Source organism: Ruegeria sp. BF12, assembly GCF_056538705.1.
Genome location: NZ_JBQFTP010000019.1, coordinates 1 through 18564, shown reverse-complemented (window position 1 = coordinate 18564; position 18564 = coordinate 1). Strand labels below are relative to the sequence as shown.

Below are 18564 nucleotides of genomic sequence, written 5' to 3'. Positions count from 1 at the left end.
GTGGTTCTTAGGGGTGTGAACAGATAGAATGAGGCTTCATGCCGCCAGCCTGTTTCGTTTTGACCTGGCGCAGGTAGAGACTGAGCGCGGGAATGCCCGGGCATAGATAATACGACGGACAGAAATACGAGTGCGCTAATTAATCTGAGATGGAGCATCGGAGTTTCCTTGCATATTGGCGGCGGTTAGTAGTTGAATCTGAGACCTATCCCGGCACCTTGGTCGTAGGGTCTGTCAGCACCAATACCGACCAACACATCTGCGTAGAGGGCAATTCCAGGGCTGAGGTTCTTACCGATCTGGAATTCTGCGGTCGCGGGCCACGCATCATTTTCCCAATCGTATGGAGCTTTGATATCTGCTTTGACCCAATACCCGTCACCAAATGGCTGAAGCGCAATAAGGCGCATCGCAGTCTGGCTGACGTCGGTCGAACCGTTATATGAAGCAAAGTGCTGGACCAGAGGGATCAGAGTCAGCCCAGTATTAGTGTTTGCAAATGCGAACCCACCAAATGGGGCTATCTGATCCGACCCGGTGCCGATGCCTTCGTCAGGGTCACCAAAATCGAGGATCCACTCCAAACCAAGTGCGGACTTCACGCTCCAGGTGTCATTCAAGGGTTTCTGTGAGGGAAAGTAGATCAGCTTGAAGCTTGTCTTTTCGAACCCGTTGAACCTTTCGCCAGTAGCATTCGTTGAATTGTAGTGGAGCTCGTATTTTAGTTTTAGATCGGGGCGTAACATGTATGCACCATCGACAAAGGCATCCTGACGGTCTGCACCTCGTGCCAAATCGAAGTACTGATATCGAATGTCGGTGTTGTTAACCGCAGCCAATGGATTTGACGCGTTTTCCTCAGCTTCGGAAGCAGAGCCTACCACGACCAGTGCATAGATCAGAGGAACAAGACAATGGAAGTTGCGTAACATCATACACCTGGGAGAAGTTGGATGGTCAGGTTAGACGGCGACAGGTTCTCGCCGCCGTCTACCTTCATCATTGCCAGCTGGAGAAGACTTCTCGGGTCAACTCGCTTTCGGGACGAAGGTTCTCAATACCTTCATACGGCACACCCTTGCCCAGCGGCAGATGCGGGTGTTTTGCAATGGTTTTCTCATGCCGCTTCACCATGTCTTGGAATGATGCACCGGACCATAATGAATACCCGACAAGCGGATGTTCTTCACGTGGGTCGCGATAGACATTGAACACGGGGGCCGCAGCTCCGGGCTGACCGGGGGCCGGCAAATGCATTTTGAACTCTTGCTTCACGACTGAACGCAACACGGGCCCTTCGTACACATAGACGTAGTCGCGACGCGAGTTGCCTTCACCTTCAAGTAGCAGCGCAGTCTGGTCAATGCCGTCGATCACGCGGTCGCGCGGGATGCGGTCAGTTGCGCCTGCGATCCGCGCGAAGGTGGTGAACAGGTCAGATACATGCACGATGTCACCTGCTGCACTACCTGGCTCAATAGCGCCGGGCCAGCGGATGAACGCGTCAGTTCGCACACCGCCTTCAAGGTGCTGCGTCTTGCCGCCGCGATAAATCAACTGGTTCAGACCGGACGTTCCTTCGTAGTGATACATCAAGCCATTGTCAGCCATGATCATGACGACGGTGTTGTTCGCCTTGCCAGTTTCATCCAGCTTAGCCAGAACCTCACCGATCCAGCCGTCCAGAACCTGCAACTTGTCGGCATGAAAGCCACCATTGCGGGAAACGGCTTGATCCGGATAAGCAAAATTCAGCGGATAGAGTGGCCAGTATTGCATAAAGAATGGGTCGTCCTGCGAGGCGAGGCGGTCTAGCTGTTCCAGTGCCTGTCGCTGATAGCGCAGGTTCATTTCTTCGTATTTGGCCTGTGTCCATTCTTCGCCCGGCGCCATGTCGACTTCGCGAGCCAAGCCGCCTACTTCCCCTTCAACGCCGGTTACCAGACCGTAGGGCTTGAATCGCTCATCCAGCTGGAATTGGTTGGACTGACCGGATGGATGGAAGCCAAGCATGTTGTTGGCAACCATAGCATCCCGGGTCATCAGGCTGAGTTGAACCTGCTGATGCAAGGGGAATGCGGCCCAATCAAACCCTTGGTTGTGCGGATAGGCCTGCTCAATATCGCCCTGGTGCCATTTCCCAACATGCGCAGTGTTGTATCCTTCTTCCTTCAGGATCTCGGCAATCGTGACTTCTTCAGCTGCAAGACCTTCGCCAACCAGCGCAACTTTGACCTCTTCAACGCCGGCGCGCACCGGATGACGACCGGTCAACATGGCCGTTCGTGTCGGTGTGCAGGATGGCTCAGTATACATCCTCATCAAGGACATACCTTCGGTGGCAAAGTCGTTGATGTTGGGCGTATCGAAACCGGTGACGTAGTTCATCGTCCGGTTACCCATTTGACCGAAGCTGACATCGTCGATCAGGATATACAGGATATTGGGCGGCTGGCCGCCATTGGCGTCGCGGATCTCGGCAAGTTTCGCCTCAATCTCGGTGTCCTGCGCATCCCATTGCTCTCCAAACTGTGCGCGCAAGAACTCAAACTCTCCATCATGGATGATGGGCGCATCCTGGGCAAAACCCGCGCCAGCCATCAGCACCATGGCTGAGGCATGTTTCAATAATGATCTCATCGGTATCCCTTCCCCTATGGATTACATCTTTCCTGCGCGCCGCAGCGATTGGAGGATTTCATCCCGAAGACCATCCAGGGTATCGCGGATATCGCAGGCGAATTGGTACGAGTGGCTTCCCGGCTCCGAGTTCATTGACAGAAACTCGTCACATAGAAGCTGATAGTCGCGGCAGATCTCATCGAATTCCGTATCCGCGCGCCGTAAATCCGCAATTGCGGTTTGGTGATCGGGAAACAGGGTATCAAAGGCGTAACGTTCCAATTGCGATGACTCATTCGATGGATCAGCAGACTGCCCTGAGTTTTCGCCGAATTCACTTCTCACAAAAGGTTTATCGGGGCATAATACGGTGTAATCTAATGCGTAACTTACTGAAAATATGGATTTAACCAAAGACACATCTACTGCACTGAATGAGGGCGGGTCACCTGTGCCCAAAGATGTTCGGGCGGCACTTCAGCGGCTTGTCAAATCTTCGACCTTCGCGGGTTCGCAGCGATTGCAGGACTTTTTGGTGTATGTGGTCGAAGAATCGCTCAACGGTCGGGCCGATGATATTCGTGCCAAGACCATCGCCATGGATGTTTATGGTGGGACCCCGTCAGAGATGTCGCGCCGTGAAAACGTGGTTCGGGTCGATGCTGGTCGACTGCGTCGCAAGCTTGCCGAATACTATGCCAAAGACGGTCTCGAAGAAGGCACGATATTCGACCTGCCAAAGGGCGGCTATGCACCTGAGATTCTGGTCAGGTCGCCCGAGACGTTTCAGCCTCCTCCGGCTGGGTCGGAAATCAGAGCAAACACTTGGCGTCGCCCGTTCGTTGGAGTTGCCGGCCTCTTCGTTCTAGCCTGTTTTGTCGTTGCTGTTGTGGTGCTATCGAAAAAACTGGCGGATCCAGTCGGTTCGCCAGCCGACGGACTGAGTCGTGACGAGCGCAGCGCCATATTTGATGCATCCCCTATGCGCCTTCAGGCTGTAAATCTGGCCAATACTGGTCGTGATCTAATCTTTCCGGCCTTGGAACCTGCGCGTCTTGACGCGGCCTTAACCATATTCAAGGGGGCAATTGAAAACGACGAAAGCTACTTCGGCGGTCATGCAGGCGCTGCGCAGGTCGCTGCGACAATTGCTGTGCTTACATCAGATGCCGACCTAGCTAAGGAAATGTTGAACTACGCCGACGCTCAGGCAAACAGGGCCATCGAGTTGGCCCCGGAAACGGGGTGGAGTCAGTCCGCAATGGCCTGGGTCAAGTTTGCCAAGGGAAACTGGCCTGAGGCCATAGAATTTGCGCAAAGAGCACGGCGTTTGGCACCGCACGACGTACATGTTTTGGAGTTCGTCTCGCTGGTTCTTCTCTATTCCGGTTCATTTGAACAAGTCGTAGAAATTAGCGAGGACGCACTTTCAAAAATCAAACTAGAGCGGGGTTATGTGTTTCAGAACGCGATGGGGTCAGCAAAGTTCCATATGAAGGACTATGAAGGCGCTGTGTCAGCCTTTGAACGAGTAACGGAAAAAGGCGGCCCTGTCGGACCTGTAACCGTTGCTTACCTAATGGCGTCACATCAGATGTTGGGGAATAAGGCTGAAGCTCAGACTCTATCTGAACAACTGTCACGCGAGTGGCCTGACAGTCGCGTGGGTGCGCTGTTTGAGAAGCTTTTTGCAAATCCGCAATACGGGGAAGACCTTGGTAACGCAATGAGACAGGCCAATTGGAAGCCACCAAGTTAGGAGTTTGAATTCGAATTGCGGCCGCTATTTCTCGCAATGCGGTCGTTCGCTACAACTTGCTTGAACGTCTAATTTGCGGACTTTGCCGCCATTGGCATTATTGCTCCAAAGGGCCGCAGACAGCCCAAAACGGACATTGAAATTCGAGCGTCACAAATCCGGCAGTTCGGACTGTCCGTCGTCAGGGATTTTGGGACAGATGGCGGCGTGAGCTAAGAGAGGGTCTGGCTCATCTGGTTGTTGTGATTATGCGGCGGATTTGCGGTGAAGCAAGCGCCGGGTTTCGAAGGTCTTTCGTTTGATCCTCTCTCGTTGTTTCAGAATGGCCTGGCCGCGCCCGAAGTAGACATCGGCCGGAGTTAGGTTTTGCAGGCTCTCGTGATAGCGCCGGTGGTTGTAATGATCGACAAAGGCATCGATCTGTTGTCTGAGATTACCGGGCAGGTAGTAGTTTTCCAGCAAGATGCGGTTCTTCAAGGTCTGGTGCCATCGCTCGATCTTCCCCTGAGTTTGCGGGTGATATGGGGCACCCCGGACATGATCCATCTGCCGATCCTCTAGCCAATCGGCCAACTCGCTGGAGATGTAACTGGACCCGTTGTCGCTGAGCAGCCGTGGTTTGTGCAGAACCGTCGCCCGATCACAACCTGAGGCTTGCAGCGCCAGGTTTAGCGTGTCGGTCACATCGCCCGACTTCATCGTCGTGCAAAGCTTCCAAGCGATGATATAGCGGCTGTAATCATCGAGGATGGTCGACAGGTAGAACCAGCCCCAGCCAATCACCTTCAGATAGGTAAAGTCGGTCTGCCAAAGCTGGTTTGGCCGAGAGGTTTTGTCGTGGAACTCGTCGGCCGCCGATAGAACCACATAGGCCGGGCTGGTGATGAGGTCGTAGGATTTGAGGATGCGATAGACCGAAGCCTCTGAGACAAAGTACTTTTCTGTGTCGGTGAACTGCACGGCCAACTCACGCGGCGACAGATCGCTTTCCTTCAGAGCCAGGTCCTTGATCTTCTCACGCATCGGCTGCGGAATGCGGTTCCAGACCCGTGATGGCTTGGGGCTGCGATCCTCAAGCGCCTCGGGTCCGCCAGCCAGATATCGGTCATACCAGCGATAGAAAGTGGTTCTGGGGATGCCGAGTTTGTCCAGCGTACGCCTGGTCGGAAGATGCGATCCTTCGACGAGGCGGATGAACTCCAGCTTCTCAGATGCGGGATACCTCATTCGTCGTCGCCCCCATCCCCGATCATGCTTTTTTTGAGCAGCCGCAGTTCAAGAGCCTGTTCGGCAACCACCTCCTTCAGGTCGCGAGCCTCACGGCGCAGATCCTTGACCTCCGTCGAGGTCGCCGCACGAGCCGTGTCGCCAGCAAGGCGTTTCTTCCCAGCTTCCAGAAACTCCTTCGACCAGCTGTAATACAAGCTCTGCGCTATGCCCTCGCGGCGACACAGCTCTGCAATGCTGTCCTCGCCCTTGAGGCCATCCAGCACGATCCGGATCTTCTCTTCGGATGAGTACTGTTTGCGTGTTGCACGACGGATGTCCTTTACGACCTTCTCACCGTGGCTCCGCTTGGTTCCGGGGTTCTTTCTCATCTCCACTCCTTGGCGGTTACGATGAGCCAGAAACCCTCTCTTATCAAATCGACCTAAACTGTCCCATTGGTGCTGACGTCAGACAATTGAGAAATATCCCTTTTAGTTGACTGGTTTGCACGACAACTACCAAAAATTGAACGAGCTCTTTCAACAGTGCAAAGTTATGGGCAATTCGTGCAATCTTATGCGCAAATACCGCGCAAAATTATAGGTGAGCACACACGAATTTCCTGAATGAAATCAAGGGAAGGAATGCAGTGTTATGCGCGTCCCTACATTAGGTTTAGGCCTTCCAGGAACTCTGCATGCTCTGGATAAGTTTCCGCCATTTCCGTATTGCGCGATTTCTCGAACGGAGCATACCAAACCACTACAGAGCCAACGTTTCCTATGTCCTCACGAAGCCTTTTCAGCAAGGCTGGCATTGGGTTACTGGCGTCTCGGTGGAGATACTCCCTGTGCTCAATTTCTCCGCCAGGCTCATGCTGGATATGCAAGGAATACTGGAAAGCGACTTGCTGATAGGGACGCGTTCCGTCCCAGGGTGGCAGCAAACTCTGAGATGTCTCGTAGTCAAAATAATAAACCGGATAGACAATCTCGCTCAAAAACCTGCTCAACTCCTGATGATCGATTGTGCGCCCACCATTCGCCGTAGCTCTCAAGTAGCGTTGCGTCGACTTGCCTAACACAGATGGATCACTGATCTCGTCAATCTTTGTGATCCCATTTGCGATGAGTTCCGAGGCTTTTTCCGCATTCATGAACGGAAGGCGGTGGATACTGTCATGCGCGAGAGGTGGGTCGAGTTTTTCGCGGATCTCCAGCCATTCACCATAGGATTTAAGGCGCGCACGTTCGGGGGACGGATCAGGCATCGTATCGCTGGCAACGACGCTCAATGCCTGATCAATACGCGTGCGTGTTTTTTCGAGCTGCTCAGTCACCGCATCCGTGATGTCAGTGATGCTGACAAGCTCTTGCGGATTGATTTCGCCGTTTCTGACGTAATCACGGTTCACATGTGCCACTTCGCAGCGCGCAATGGGGAACCCCGCTGCCTCAAGCACGACACGCTGGAATGCGAGATCAAAAGTGTGTTCGGGCTTTGCAGATGTCCCGCTCTTGATCTCTGTCAGAACGTACCCATCGCCACTGCGGCTCACGATGTCGGAGATGCAAGTTATGGTTCCATCTTCATAGCGTCCCTGCGCCACTGCGTTTGCACCGTTTCTCCAAGCCTCCAAAGTACGCGCGGGCAGAGCCTGGTATTCTGAGAAATCTGAAAAACCGAGGCGAATGAGATCACCAAATAGCTCCTCAGCATATGGCTCAAACGCGTGCCCCTCGTCAAAACGCGCTTGCAATGAAGGGTCAATCGGCGGCAGCAGATGCCTGGCGTGTTTCTTGATCCATAGCCAGGCGGGGTGCCTGAGAAACATCATGTAATCTGATTTGGATAGCATCGTATAATTTGTATTCCAGAATTGATGAAATCAGTGGAAGACTATCGCGCCCAGCTATTGAGAGTAACTTTTCTTTGGTGAAGTAGGCGTCACAACTCTATTACAGCCTCATGTAAATCGCACCGACAGCTCGGTGTCCATGACACCACCAAAGCCCGCTGACCATTGTTCGCCCGGAAACACTGGCCATGCGTCTGTCAAAGTACCAGTTGTGACTAGCTCGCCTCCTTGAAGCTGGTCGGCGTCTGAGAGCAGAGAAACAAGATGAGCCAGGACTTCAATTGGGCCACCGAGCGCGTTTTCACCCTTGCCGGACTCGATAGCCTCGGTGCCCTTGAACAATGCTAGTGGCACTTCGGCCAAGCCGGTCAAGACATCATGTGTCGCCTCGATTTTGTCGCCAAGAACAAGGCAGCCGTGCAATCCTTGTGCTGCGATTGAGTCTTCGACCGAGAATTTCCAGTTGGGATAAATCGATTGAACAATTTCAAATCCCGGGGCAACCCACTCCACGCAACCTGCCAGCTGTTCATTGTTCATTTCAGCTGTTGGTGCATGTTTAAGGCCCAGTACGATTTCTGGCTCGATTCTCGGTTCTGAATACCTTGCCAAGTTTACCGACTGATCAGTGGAAAACAGCCCATCTGCGTGAACCTCTCCCCAAATGGGTTGATCCACACCATAAACAGGCCAAATCGTGCGGTTCGTGAAGCCGACTTTTCTGCCAACTCTTTCTTTGCCCAAAATCTCGCGGACACGACTAGCAATCGAATATGCGTCATCCAGCGATAGCTGTCCTGCCTCTGAAGACAGTTTAGGTATCTGCTGGGCAGAGGTCAGGGCATCAGCGATTGTCTTAGCGTTAGCTTCAATATCTCTTGTCATATTCGCATTATACGCGCCTACGGCTGGATTGCGATGCAATCAAGGTATTGAAGAACTAGGCTCCTCAATTCACAGGTATGAAAAACGATGCTAACTATTGGCCCATTCCCTTGGAGACCTGACATGACCAAACTTCGCCTTTTTGGTATCGTCATCCTTTTCCTTGCAGCACTAAGTGGGCTTTCAGAGCACCTGTTTTATGGCGGTGTCGACCCAGACGGCGTTCTGCAAGAAAGCTTCTTTTTGCCGCTGACTTTCATTCTCGCAGCAATTGGCGTCGTTGTGCTCGTAGTTTCGTTGTTCCAATCACCGCGTGACTGAGACGCGTCCGTCAGTTAGAACGCTGTTCCAAAACGCAAATCGGGTAATCTCCAGGATGGCGACCTCCGCCCAAGTCTAGGCAGGCCTCCTCATATTGGTAACGTTCGACCGCACGTCCCGCTAGGAACATGCATAACCCGACCGTCAATACGGTGAGCGCCAACAGTATCTTCGTACTCCGTGTCATTGCTCAGTTTATTGTTTCATTCTCTTGGTTTCAGTCAACCAGCTTTCAGATCTTGTCGAAAATTGGCAAACTCTGAAACTCAAAATTCAAATTGGTTTCGTCGAGTTTCTGAATAAGGGACGCGCCCTCGATAAGATCAATCTCGGTCCAGAAGTTTTGGCCTACTAGCTTGAAAAGGTGCGTATCGGCAGAGCGGTGAGCATCTGCATTGATCTTAGCTATCGACTCCGAAATCCAATGATCCATGCCTATACTCAATGGCGCTGTTCAGCGCCCGTCAAGCTCGGGAAAATCGTTTCAAGGCTTGACCTTTTGCCACGGCTTCTACGCAAAGGTGCGTATGGTCGGAATGCAAAACCCGGCTTGTCTTGCCTCGCAGTAATTGCACGAGCAGGTCTGCATTGGGCAGACCTTCCCGTGTTGTGAGTTTGCTCATATGCCACAACAAAAAATCCAAAAGGATAAACTTTGTTTATCAAGTCCTAAGTTAAGGTAGCTTCGCTTGTGCTGCGAGAGGAGAAAGTTGGTGACAAACAATAGGCCGTTCCCACTAAGTCGAATTGCTCAGCTCATCACTCTGGCGAATATCGCATTCGTAATTTTAGCTTATTTGATGTCGCCAACCAAAGTACAAGCCCAAAGCTCACAGGCCTGCGTAGAATTGGGGTCTCCTCGAATAGAGTATGCTTCTGGATCTGAAAGCACTCGCGTTAATCAAACAATCTCAACGACGGAACGCACGTGTCTCCCGATCCCAAACGGACCCATTACAGGACTTACAATTGGAAACTCCTCAATTACGTCCTCAGGTGAAATTGAGTTGTATGTTCCGGGCCAAAATACCGTTCCAAGCAATGCTTCAGTTTTAACACTTTTGAATGTCGATGTCGCGGCGGGTAGCGGAGACTTTGTCTCCCGGGAAGCGTTGGCAACAAACATCAACGGGAAGCTCAGAGTGAACCTCATTGGAACTTCGATTGGTTCCGGCAGATCAATGACGTTCGCTCCCTTCAACGGCGCGAATATCGACCCCACTGAAGTCTACTTCCAGTCCGACCGCCCGCTAACCTATGACAACCTTACCGTTATGGGAGCCACCGAAGTGGTTTTCGGGGCGTACTATATCCAGACCCGGATTGCTGAGGCTTCCGATTTCACACTGACGAATAGTTCGATTTCCTCAACCAGTGATATGGCGATAGCCGCAGGCACGACTGTTCGCCTCGATACCACAAGCAGTTTGAACACCGTAAATTTTGAGAATTTTGGCACGCTGGCCGGAACGGGAACCGTGAACGCATTCAACTTCACAGTTAAGAACGGAGGGGTGCTTTCGCCGGGCTTTTCAATTGGTACGCTTAACAATAGTGGCGGAATCGCCTTTGAAGCTGGGTCAAGACTTTTAAGCGAAGTCGATCCGACGGCCGGTCAGAAAGCCGACTTGGTGTCATCCAGCGGGCCCGTGACAGGGATTAACCGCGCCACCATACAAGTCGAAGCCGCTCGTCCCGGCCTGACTGCGCAGGACTATGCTGCTGGCAACGACTACACGGTTTTTCAAGCCTCGAGTTTCGATGGAAACTCCCCAACTCTTGTTGCCGGAGGATCTCTGCCCGCCCTATCCAGTCCGAGTATCTCAAACACGCCAACCGCGGACGGTAGAATTGATATTGCGTTTTCGACCCTCCCCGTCTCGAGTTTACCACAACATCCATCAGTTGTTGGATCTCCCAATGCAAGCAACCTTGCTGGTGCGGTGGCCAACACCACAAACACGTCACCTGGAACTAATCTGACCAATGGCTCAACCTTGGGCAATACCGTTAACACGCTTACCAATTCAGGTTTGGCTGGGTTTAATCGTGTGCACGCAGAACCCTATTCCTCCAATTTGACCGTTGGGCTTGAGCAACTTGACCTGATAACCAACACCGTGCTGAGCCACGCTGACTGCCGCAAGTATCAAGCAGTTGGCTTCAGCAATGCGGATCAGCCCGTTGCAGCAGGCGACATCGACTCGGCCCAGAGCCCGAGCGGCGCAATAGACTGCTCTGATCGGCGCTGGTGGATCGACACGGCCTATGTGAGCGGGGACGTTGATGGAAGCAATGGCCTTGGGACATTCGACTATTCGCTGGGCACCATTTTGGTCGGAGCGGATGTCGCAAGCACCGATAGAGGTGTGGTCGGCGTGTACGCAGGTTTTGGGACATCCTCCATGGATGAACACGATCAAGTCGATCAGGACTTTTCGACCGACAGCTATCATGTGGGCGTCTATGGGCGTACAACAACCGGAACTTGGGAGTTCTCCGGACTGATCGGTTACATGTTCGGTGAAACTGATGCCAAGCGAAATAACCCTTCTGTTGATGGCTTTACGGGAGGCGAGGCTAAATCGGATTTGGACCAAGAGGGGATCCACGCCGGTATCCAGGCACGGAAGTTGTTTAACCTGGACAGCGGTGCAAGGGTTTCTACGGTTTTTGGATTGAACTACGGGCGTATTCAACAAGGTTCAGGCACAGAGACCGGCGGTGGTGACTTCAACTACTCAATTGAAAAAGCGGATGCAGAGTCTCTGGTCGCTTCCATTGGAGTTGACTACCAACGGGACTTCTTGACAGAGAATGGTGTGCTAACCCCAGTTGCCTTTGCTCGTTATGAGTATGACTTCTTTGCCAACAAGGATAGTGAGCACGAAATCACTGTAACGAGCCCGATATTTGGCACGTTCACACAAGTCGGACAAAACCGAGGAGCAAATGGTTTCGTTCTTGGTCTGGGGCTAGGGTATCAGATTTCTGATCTGGCCAGACTGACGGCAGGGTATGGTTACTCAGTTCGTTCCAACGGCCAAGAGCATGGTCTCGGTGCAAACTTAAGCGTTCGGTTCTGATTAGGTCGGACCAAAGAAGAGGAATGGTAAGCTAGCTGCAACAACTTGCGGAAGCTAACATGGCGGTGTGAGCGTCATTCTCTAGCGATCAAAATTAGGGAATATTAAAAACATAAAGCCGCGATTTCTTGGCATCGTCTGTCAGAATATAGAGAAGCCCTCTGGTCTCATCGAGAGCGATCCCTTCGGGATGTTTAACTTCCTTTTGTTTGCCATCTTCTGTGAACGTCAAACTGATAGACTTTATGGACTTGGACTCTGGATTGTAGACGAAGATTTGACGGCCTTTGTCACTTACAATCCAAAGAGAACGTGAGGACGGGGACCATGCTAGGCCGCTCAAATCCAGTTCATCATCATCTACACGCTCGGAGATAAAACCTGCATCGCGGGCTAAAGGAATCATCTCAACAATTTCATCTAGCTCTGGTGATACGACCATTAACAACCTTGGTTGTCCCTCAATGCCAATGAAGACCCGCCCGGATTCCGGGTCGACGGCGATGCCCTCAGGTCCCTTGTTCAAAGGGTTACCGACGAGCAATTCAGCGGCGTCCGAGTAGCCTTTGAGAGATGTGAGAGGGATTGTAGTTAGTTGAATGGGGTCAGTCGGGTGAACGACTAGAATTGATCGATCAGTTTCCTGAAGTACTAAAACAGACCCATCTTTTCGTGATGCGACGCCCTCCAGATCTGATCCCGCCAATGAAGGCAGCTTGAATGAGTTTCCTAATGCCCCGTCGATTCCAAGTAGGTGCAGTTTAGGTTCAGCGTCGCTTACTGACCATAAGAAGCCTTCCGCGTTGGACAGAGACAATCCGGAAGGCTCCGAGAAGCCTTCCGATTTATCCGCCACCTTGAAGGAGTCGATGAGAGTCAAACCGGGACTCTCGGCGTGGGCGAGCTCGATCCATGCCAGAAATGTAACAGTCGTGCTTGCATAAGAAGCTAGTGTTCCAAGCTTGGGGAAGCACCGTGAAAACCCAAGTTTCGACCGAAGCAGCTTGTGTTCTGTCATTGGATTCTCTCGCGTTTGGACCACATCCCTGTATCAGCGTTCGTATCACAGTCCGGATACGATGTCCGAAGAATGCACTGTAATCTCTTTACCTGATCCCGCCTGTTGCGATTGAATTGAATAGGGCATGATGTGCCTTTGGTTAAGCGTAAGCCTTTGGCGTGAGCAGGAAGGAAGACAAGTTGAATACGACCCTCACATTTGTGACCGTGTTGTTGATGTTGCTGTTGCCAGGTGCTGCGGTGTCACAAGTCGATCCTGCGACGATGCTGGCCGGGGCTTCGGGGTCGGAAATCGTTATCGAACGCCGGTGGACGCAGTTTCGTGGCAAACAGGAACTGTATTTCTTCACGCTCGATGTGATCGTCACGATCATTCTGGCTGGCTTGATCGTCTATCATCCGGTGAGACGTAAAGCCCGTAGAAGCGTCCGCGACATAGTTATGCCAAGGCTTTTCTTCCTGTATGCGCTTATCGGTATGGCGGTTGGTTTTCTGGTAGTTCAGCACGGTTCAATGATCGGTTTCGTTATCTTTGGCATCGGCGCGTTGCTCAGGTTCCGCTCCAATCTCGATGATCCGGTGGACACTGTCGAAATGATAATCGTGACCGTTCTTGGTCTTGCGGTCGGTTTGGGCTTGCCGCTGATGGCCACACTGGTGGCGGTTGTATGTTGGTGTTTCATTTGGCTCGGTGGACGAAACAAGGGTGTAGAAATTTCGCTCAAAGCTTCAGACGAAGAACACTCATTGAACGTCAGCGGCGCCATTGAAGCTATGGCCGCAGACGCTGGCTGGAAGCTGGTCAGAAAACACCACGTCCCCGGAAAGTCTCGCGTCTCATTGCTTTTCATCACCTCGGGAGGGCTTTCAGAAGCCCGGATCGAAGAGATGGTAAACGATCTGGTCCCAGAAAAAGTCGAACTGAAACTCAACCTTTAGTCATTTAACAAGGTCCAAACGTTTCAACACCGCGTTCGGGGATCTGATCTCTTTCGGAAGCGACTTAAAGTTTACCGACCTTTCGAAATCGGGTCCTCGATATACTGCTATCCCAAACTCTCCGTTCGGCTGGAACGTAACATGAGTGAAGCTGTGAGGTGATCTGGCGCTATCGCCAATAAGCCGCCGCGGACCACCTCCCAAACAAGCTTGGGAGACGTAAGCTACACCGTCTTTCCAACCGGGATAGAAGGCATGATGGTGGCCTGACAGATGCAGAACGACACCGCTTTCCAAATAGATTTTTTCAAGTGTCGGATCACCGATGATTTCGCGCTCGCGCTGGATCGCGAAGGGCCAAAGTGGGAGGTGACTGAAAGTGACAATCGGGTCCCCGTCTGCACCCAGTTCCTGTAGCCGGTCCTGCTGATCACCGGATAGCGGGCCCAGGGTCGTTGCATCCAGAGACGCAAACGTAATGCCCTGCATCTCAAATGCGTAGAAGAACGGGTAGTCATCTGAAACCAGGAAATCAACGTCTGGTTTTCTCGGAGTCCATTCCTCTGCGTATATTTTTCTTTCACGCTCGAACCCACGGTAGGCGGAGGCATCATGGTTTCCAGGCGTGGCCGCAAATGGAATGCCGGCAGCCTCTAAGGGATCTGATACCGCCTCGTGAAACGCCTTCCACATCTCCCTCACCTGTTTGTCGGACAAGTTGGGAATGCGCTGTCCCGCGACCATATCGCCCGTCGAAATCACCAAATCGGGATCAATCTCGACTATCCGCTTAATCGCCTTGTCGACGCGGGCATCGTATTTCACCGAACCATAGCTGCCGTTCAGATCCGATATGACGATAACATCCAATGCCGCCGCTTTGCAGGCGATCAGAGTGGTCCAAATGAACGCCGCGAAAAGCGTAGAAAGCCTACGGGTCATTACAATCCACTGTCTCTACCTCGGTGTTGTTTCTCAAAAAGAATGCGACAGGATCCAAGTCGAACATCAAATCACCATTAGAACAATTGTCCTGGAGAATGGACGTTGCCAGCTCGGTGTTTTTTACAACTTGTGCAATCTGCCTATCTGACAACCCAAGGCTTTGCGATAGCCAGCCGTAGACGGGACCTTGAGATTGAAGATCACTATTCAAAGCGACCAAGCGCCGATACACGCTTGGAGAGAAGTGCCGCATTTTCTCCAGCATTTGAGTGGATTTCGCGAAGTTGGCATACTCGACACGCCCGCCAGCATCGTTGTCGTTTAGATTGCTGCGACGGATCAATAACGCGTCGGCGGGAACGTCTCCATCGTTTGGCTCATGGTGCTTGGCTTTCTTATGCTTCAGCTTTCCGTCTTCGACCCAATACCAATAGGGTGTGAAGTCTATGTTTCCTACGCGGTCCTGCTGGCTAAAGATGAAATCGAGGAGTACAATCTCGGTAAGTTCTTGCATCCAAAATGCCATCTGTTGGTCGCTGACATCGGGACCGAGATCCTTGTTGATCATCCGGTCTCTTCGACCTTCTCCGACGCCCTCTACAATGGCCTCTGGCAAGGGTTTTGAAGAACGCAAAGCCAAGAAAGCAGGAGTTTCCTGAAAATCGCGGTTCTGACCTTTTCCCCAACCAGATTTACGGGTGCCGTTGATTTCCGAGCCGTATCGATGCCCAGGGCTATCAAGCAGCACACCGAATATTTGCGTTCGATCTGCGGTGAACAGATCGTCGGTTGGCTGGTATGAGTTCGGGTCAGCATCCGCAGCTGCGAAGACCCGCCAGCCTTCGTGGTTCATGCGCCCGCCATGAGAGCCACCAGAAATCGCAAGGCCAGGCTCGGCGACCTCGGAAAAATGCGCCTGGGCGTCCATGCTACGCCAAACGGCGACTGGAACTTTTACAGTCGCGTCGAAATATCTGGAGAAATGATAGTAAAGCAGTGAAGACGTGGAAAAGGTTCCACTGGTGCCTTTTTGGTTCATGGTGGACTTGAATTTAGCCACCCTGTCCTTAGCCAGATCTTTTGCCGCCTTCCCCTCTTTGCAAGCGTTTCTCTCGAATTCAGAACGGTTCCCCACGTAAGGTCCTTCCGAAATATCGTAGACTGCCATTCCCGGGCTGGTGCTCCAGGTTTTTGGGCAAATAGCAATTTCGGAGGCATAGAAATCAATCTCGCAATAGGCCGTTTCTTCCTCAAGATCGCTTTTCTTATACTCGCCCGTTGGAACTTTTTCGATCCGAATACAGCGTTCAGTAACGCCGTTGGGACTATCAAATGTCGTGGCTTCACCGAGAACATCGTCGTTCGCCCACAAGACAGTGGGTGCAATTAAAGCAAATGACCCCAGAAGATTGAACTTCATTTTGATAGTCCTCCCAATATCATTTGGGGCAAATCGCTGCCTGTTGCTCGTTGGAGATCTTCAATTTTGGGTCGACACTGAAGTTGGAAAATTTTGAGTCAATCCACTGGTCGCACCCGCCTGAACAAGGGGCTCCGTTTCGGGCATCATTCCAATATTCCTTGGCCCTTTCTTCTGTCCAACCGCAAAACTGAACGAGCGCCATCGCCGACAATGCACCTGAGGAATGAACGCCCCACATGCAGTGCACCAGAACAGGGCCCTTTCCAGGGTTTTTAATCACCTCGTGTATGGACGCCATGACAGCATCGGGTCGAGAGGATCTGGCGCTCTGATAGTCAAAGGATCCGTTTCCGCAGCTGGTGCGACCGTATTCAGTGTTTTTGCCGAAGTCGGCATAAAACCCGGTTGAAAACCCTTCGCCGCACAGAGTTTCGCGTTGACCTTCACTTAGGCCAGTTCGATCCTTGTCGCCGCCCTTGAAACCGGATCGATACAACACTCCGCTTAAGACTGGGCGAAAGAAAGCGACACCATCAATGCCTCCGTCACCACCCTTTGAAAGCATTTGACTGTTGCTTGGACCGCCATTTCGACTGGTCACGTCAGAATTCGCAGCGGTTGCGAGAACACCAATGAATATGAGGGACGCCAAAAACCGCATGCCAAATCCTTTATATTCTTGAACCTTTAATGCTCAAACTCTTGCGACCTGATAGTCTCTCGGAAAGGCTAGTTCATGACAACCATATCAAGTGGGCAAATAGCTTTCCGCTGTGAAACTTTAGATGGGCCACACGAGATTGATGATAACGACGACTACGAAGTAGGCTAGAACAACTTTCCAGTTCCATTGGTGCTTGTTTTCTTCGTTGATCACGCCAGCCGATTTCAATGCCAGGTTAGTGATGATTAAGGCGACAACGATGACCGCCGCGTGTGCCAGGTCGAATTGCAAGTTTGGGCTCCTTCTCTTGGATTTGGGATTGATGGAAATTTGTCAGCAGTCACCTGATGGCAGCATAGCTACATCTGAGTACCTTCCCTCAGACGTCGTGATCTGAGCACATGCACCTGTATCCTTGTTAAACCAGTACGAGGTCAGCCCTTCGCTTCGGATGAGTTCAAATCCGAGACTTTGGATGCCCATTTCAGCTTGGCCCGCTCTTGCCCCTTCAAATGGCGAAAGATCGCTAGAGCTGCCCACAGTTGGTGCACTTGCATCCACCGATCCGCCACTCTCTTCGCATGCTGCAAGTGCAGAAATACATACCGCGCCGATCACCATTAGGACATTGGTTCTCATGTGTTTTTCCTGGCTGTTTTGGGAACGTGTTCAAGGGCTTCTGGTCGATCACCTATTCAATTCCGAAAATTACGTTGTAGCCGACGGAAGAGTTGCTGCGATTGATAACCTCCACAACATGATCACCAGATTGCCAAAGCTGCCCTCGATACTCCTTGTCCGCCGACATTAATCCCAACAGTTCAGAACCATCGGGGTTACGAATAACGTAGTCTAAGGAGCCATTTCGCGGAGCAACGCGGACGTAAAGAAACTGTTCGTTTTTTGCCCCGAGAACATATTGCTGTGACGCTCCGGGCGCGAGTTCACCAACGAGTTCGGCGCCGGTGGAACCAGCATCGAATTTGACACGTTGGCTACCAGTAGACCCGGCGGCGCCTGCCATGGCTCCACCGCCATCATCCATCGCTTCGACAACCGACATCTCGCCGATGCTACCATCCTTGTACGCGATGCAGCGCCAAAGTGTTCCGCCTGCGTCTCGTAGCATGACGAGCGTGCCCGCTTCTGAGAACTCTGAGCTTTCAATCGTACCTGATTGACCGTCTGGTCCTCCAACCTGTCGCAAATGATCGATACACGCGTCGTCTGCTTCAGACATTGCAAAAGAAGCCGTGCCTGCGATTGCGAACATCGGTGCGAGGAATTTGAGTACAGCGAATTTCATCAGATGGTCCCTTGCTGGCTGATCCTTAGAGTTTTGTTCCGTACAAAGCGGAACCTCACTTCGCGTCTCGTAACTTTGACAGAAATTCATCGCATGCCTGCGCGCTGCCGACGATCTCGTCCGTCGTTTCAATTCCTTGCAGTGACGCCATTTCGGAATTTACGCGGTTGAGGATCTGATCCGCTTGCTCGGCGGTGATAAGGTTCTCAGCTTGTGCTCCTTTCAATGTGGTGCAGACACCGGCGGACAAGCCTGTCGCAACGCCGACACCCACCGCGGCCCCGCCACCCAAGGTCATCGCCCCAACCACGCCGAGGACGAGCCCGATCACAATTCCCAAGATTACTTTTCCCATGTTTTCCTCCCTTTTGGTGAGAAAGAGTTCAGCCACCACTACTGGCGCAATCTGCGTGCCCATCTGCAAATCAAAACCAGCGCTAACAGGTTGAGAACCGGTGCAATCGCCGCGAACCACGGTTTGGCCGACTCCGAGATCAAGTCCGTTACAAGTATCCAAGGTAGTCCCA

Annotated in this window: 18 protein-coding genes; 4 read left to right on the top strand and 14 right to left on the bottom strand. The window is 52.1% G+C overall.

Annotated features, from left to right (window positions below):
• Positions 1-185: 185 nt before the first annotated feature.
• The 3 genes from ACR0J0_RS21055 to ACR0J0_RS21045 form a co-directional block, all read right to left on the bottom strand.
• On the bottom strand, positions 186-932 hold the full coding sequence (locus tag ACR0J0_RS21055; RefSeq protein ID WP_170757215.1) for a hypothetical protein: 747 nt from the start codon (positions 930-932) through the stop codon (positions 186-188).
• 67 nt (positions 933-999) lie between these two features.
• On the bottom strand, positions 1000-2628 hold the full coding sequence (locus ACR0J0_RS21050) for a sulfatase-like hydrolase/transferase (RefSeq protein ID WP_480665957.1): 1629 nt from the start codon (positions 2626-2628) through the stop codon (positions 1000-1002).
• 33 nt (positions 2629-2661) lie between these two features.
• Positions 2662-2904, bottom strand: coding sequence for a hypothetical protein (locus tag ACR0J0_RS21045; RefSeq protein WP_029622278.1), 243 nt, complete (start codon positions 2902-2904; stop codon positions 2662-2664).
• Positions 2905-3073: 169 nt separating this feature from the next.
• Between ACR0J0_RS21045 and ACR0J0_RS21040 the strand changes: the two genes are divergently transcribed.
• On the top strand, positions 3074-4381 hold the full coding sequence (locus ACR0J0_RS21040) for a tetratricopeptide repeat protein (RefSeq protein WP_170798960.1): 1308 nt from the start codon (positions 3074-3076) through the stop codon (positions 4379-4381).
• Between the two features lie 246 nt (positions 4382-4627).
• Here the strand turns inward: ACR0J0_RS21040 and ACR0J0_RS21035 are convergent.
• From ACR0J0_RS21035 to ACR0J0_RS21025, 3 genes are all read right to left on the bottom strand, one after another.
• Positions 4628-5979 (bottom strand): IS3 family transposase gene (locus tag ACR0J0_RS21035; protein ID WP_480665956.1). Its coding sequence is split into 2 segments (ribosomal slippage): positions 4628-5643 and positions 5643-5979, totalling 1353 coding nucleotides; the frame shifts between segments, so codons are not numbered across the junction.
• A 275-nt stretch (positions 5980-6254) separates the two neighbouring features.
• Complete coding sequence (locus tag ACR0J0_RS21030; protein WP_480665955.1) at positions 6255-7427, bottom strand: DUF2779 domain-containing protein; 1173 nt, start codon at positions 7425-7427, stop codon at positions 6255-6257.
• A 129-nt stretch (positions 7428-7556) separates the two neighbouring features.
• On the bottom strand, positions 7557-8333 hold the full coding sequence (locus ACR0J0_RS21025) for a 2-keto-4-pentenoate hydratase (protein ID WP_480665954.1): 777 nt from the start codon (positions 8331-8333) through the stop codon (positions 7557-7559).
• 123 nt (positions 8334-8456) lie between these two features.
• Between ACR0J0_RS21025 and ACR0J0_RS21020 the strand changes: the two genes are divergently transcribed.
• Entirely contained in the window at positions 8457-8654 is a 198-nt protein-coding gene (locus tag ACR0J0_RS21020) for a DUF3955 domain-containing protein (RefSeq protein ID WP_170617081.1), read from the top strand.
• Positions 8655-9661: 1007 nt separating this feature from the next.
• Positions 9662-11740, top strand: coding sequence for an autotransporter family protein (locus ACR0J0_RS21015; RefSeq protein WP_480665953.1), 2079 nt, complete (start codon positions 9662-9664; stop codon positions 11738-11740).
• 94 nt (positions 11741-11834) lie between these two features.
• On the opposite strand, the gene ACR0J0_RS21010 is transcribed toward ACR0J0_RS21015, so the two are convergent.
• Complete coding sequence (locus tag ACR0J0_RS21010) at positions 11835-12758, bottom strand: SdiA-regulated domain-containing protein (RefSeq protein ID WP_170617079.1); 924 nt, start codon at positions 12756-12758, stop codon at positions 11835-11837.
• A 182-nt stretch (positions 12759-12940) separates the two neighbouring features.
• Between ACR0J0_RS21010 and ACR0J0_RS21005 the strand changes: the two genes are divergently transcribed.
• The gene (locus ACR0J0_RS21005) at positions 12941-13699 is read left to right on the top strand and encodes a DUF4956 domain-containing protein (protein ID WP_117870884.1); all 759 of its coding nucleotides are present in this window, start codon (positions 12941-12943) and stop codon (positions 13697-13699) included.
• Here the strand turns inward: ACR0J0_RS21005 and ACR0J0_RS21000 are convergent, their stop codons facing one another.
• The 7 genes from ACR0J0_RS21000 to ACR0J0_RS20970 form a co-directional block, all read right to left on the bottom strand.
• Positions 13700-14641 (bottom strand): metallophosphoesterase family protein, encoded by a 942-nt coding sequence (locus ACR0J0_RS21000; RefSeq protein ID WP_480665952.1) that lies wholly within the window; start codon positions 14639-14641, stop codon positions 13700-13702.
• The gene (locus ACR0J0_RS20995) at positions 14631-16064 is read right to left on the bottom strand and encodes a hypothetical protein (protein ID WP_480665951.1); all 1434 of its coding nucleotides are present in this window, start codon (positions 16062-16064) and stop codon (positions 14631-14633) included. Before ACR0J0_RS20995 ends, ACR0J0_RS21000 begins: the two co-directional genes overlap by 11 nt.
• 19 nt (positions 16065-16083) lie before the next feature.
• On the bottom strand, positions 16084-16728 hold the full coding sequence (locus ACR0J0_RS20990; RefSeq protein WP_170418739.1) for a protein-tyrosine phosphatase family protein: 645 nt from the start codon (positions 16726-16728) through the stop codon (positions 16084-16086).
• A gap of 120 nt (positions 16729-16848) precedes the next feature.
• Positions 16849-17022: a hypothetical protein gene (locus ACR0J0_RS20985; RefSeq protein ID WP_157054209.1), complete on the bottom strand. Its 174-nt coding sequence runs from the start codon at positions 17020-17022 to the stop codon at positions 16849-16851.
• Between the two features lie 42 nt (positions 17023-17064).
• Entirely contained in the window at positions 17065-17370 is a 306-nt protein-coding gene (locus tag ACR0J0_RS20980; RefSeq protein ID WP_170418736.1) for a hypothetical protein, read from the bottom strand.
• Positions 17371-17422: 52 nt separating this feature from the next.
• Positions 17423-18037, bottom strand: coding sequence for a hypothetical protein (locus ACR0J0_RS20975; protein WP_170408626.1), 615 nt, complete (start codon positions 18035-18037; stop codon positions 17423-17425).
• 55 nt (positions 18038-18092) lie between these two features.
• On the bottom strand, positions 18093-18564 hold a 472-nt coding region (locus ACR0J0_RS20970; RefSeq protein ID WP_480665950.1), incomplete at its 5' end, for a hypothetical protein.

What these genes read in the sequence shown, in the direction of transcription:
- ACR0J0_RS21055 (WP_170757215.1), bottom strand. Translation starts at nt 932, where the DNA reads ATGTTACGCAACTTCCATTGTCTTGTTCCTCTGATCTATGCACTGGTC.
- ACR0J0_RS20980 (WP_170418736.1), bottom strand. Translation starts at nt 17,370, where the DNA reads ATGAGAACCAATGTCCTAATGGTGATCGGCGCGGTATGTATTTCTGCA.
- ACR0J0_RS20975 (WP_170408626.1), bottom strand. Translation starts at nt 18,037, where the DNA reads ATGAAATTCGCTGTACTCAAATTCCTCGCACCGATGTTCGCAATCGCA.
- ACR0J0_RS21030 (WP_480665955.1), bottom strand. Translation starts at nt 7,427, where the DNA reads ATGATGTTTCTCAGGCACCCCGCCTGGCTATGGATCAAGAAACACGCC.
- ACR0J0_RS21020 (WP_170617081.1), top strand. Translation starts at nt 8,457, where the DNA reads ATGACCAAACTTCGCCTTTTTGGTATCGTCATCCTTTTCCTTGCAGCA.
- ACR0J0_RS21000 (WP_480665952.1), bottom strand. Translation starts at nt 14,641, where the DNA reads ATGACCCGTAGGCTTTCTACGCTTTTCGCGGCGTTCATTTGGACCACT.
- ACR0J0_RS20995 (WP_480665951.1), bottom strand. Translation starts at nt 16,064, where the DNA reads ATGAAGTTCAATCTTCTGGGGTCATTTGCTTTAATTGCACCCACTGTC.
- ACR0J0_RS21025 (WP_480665954.1), bottom strand. Translation starts at nt 8,333, where the DNA reads ATGACAAGAGATATTGAAGCTAACGCTAAGACAATCGCTGATGCCCTG.
- ACR0J0_RS21010 (WP_170617079.1), bottom strand. Translation starts at nt 12,758, where the DNA reads ATGACAGAACACAAGCTGCTTCGGTCGAAACTTGGGTTTTCACGGTGC.
- ACR0J0_RS20990 (WP_170418739.1), bottom strand. Translation starts at nt 16,728, where the DNA reads ATGCGGTTTTTGGCGTCCCTCATATTCATTGGTGTTCTCGCAACCGCT.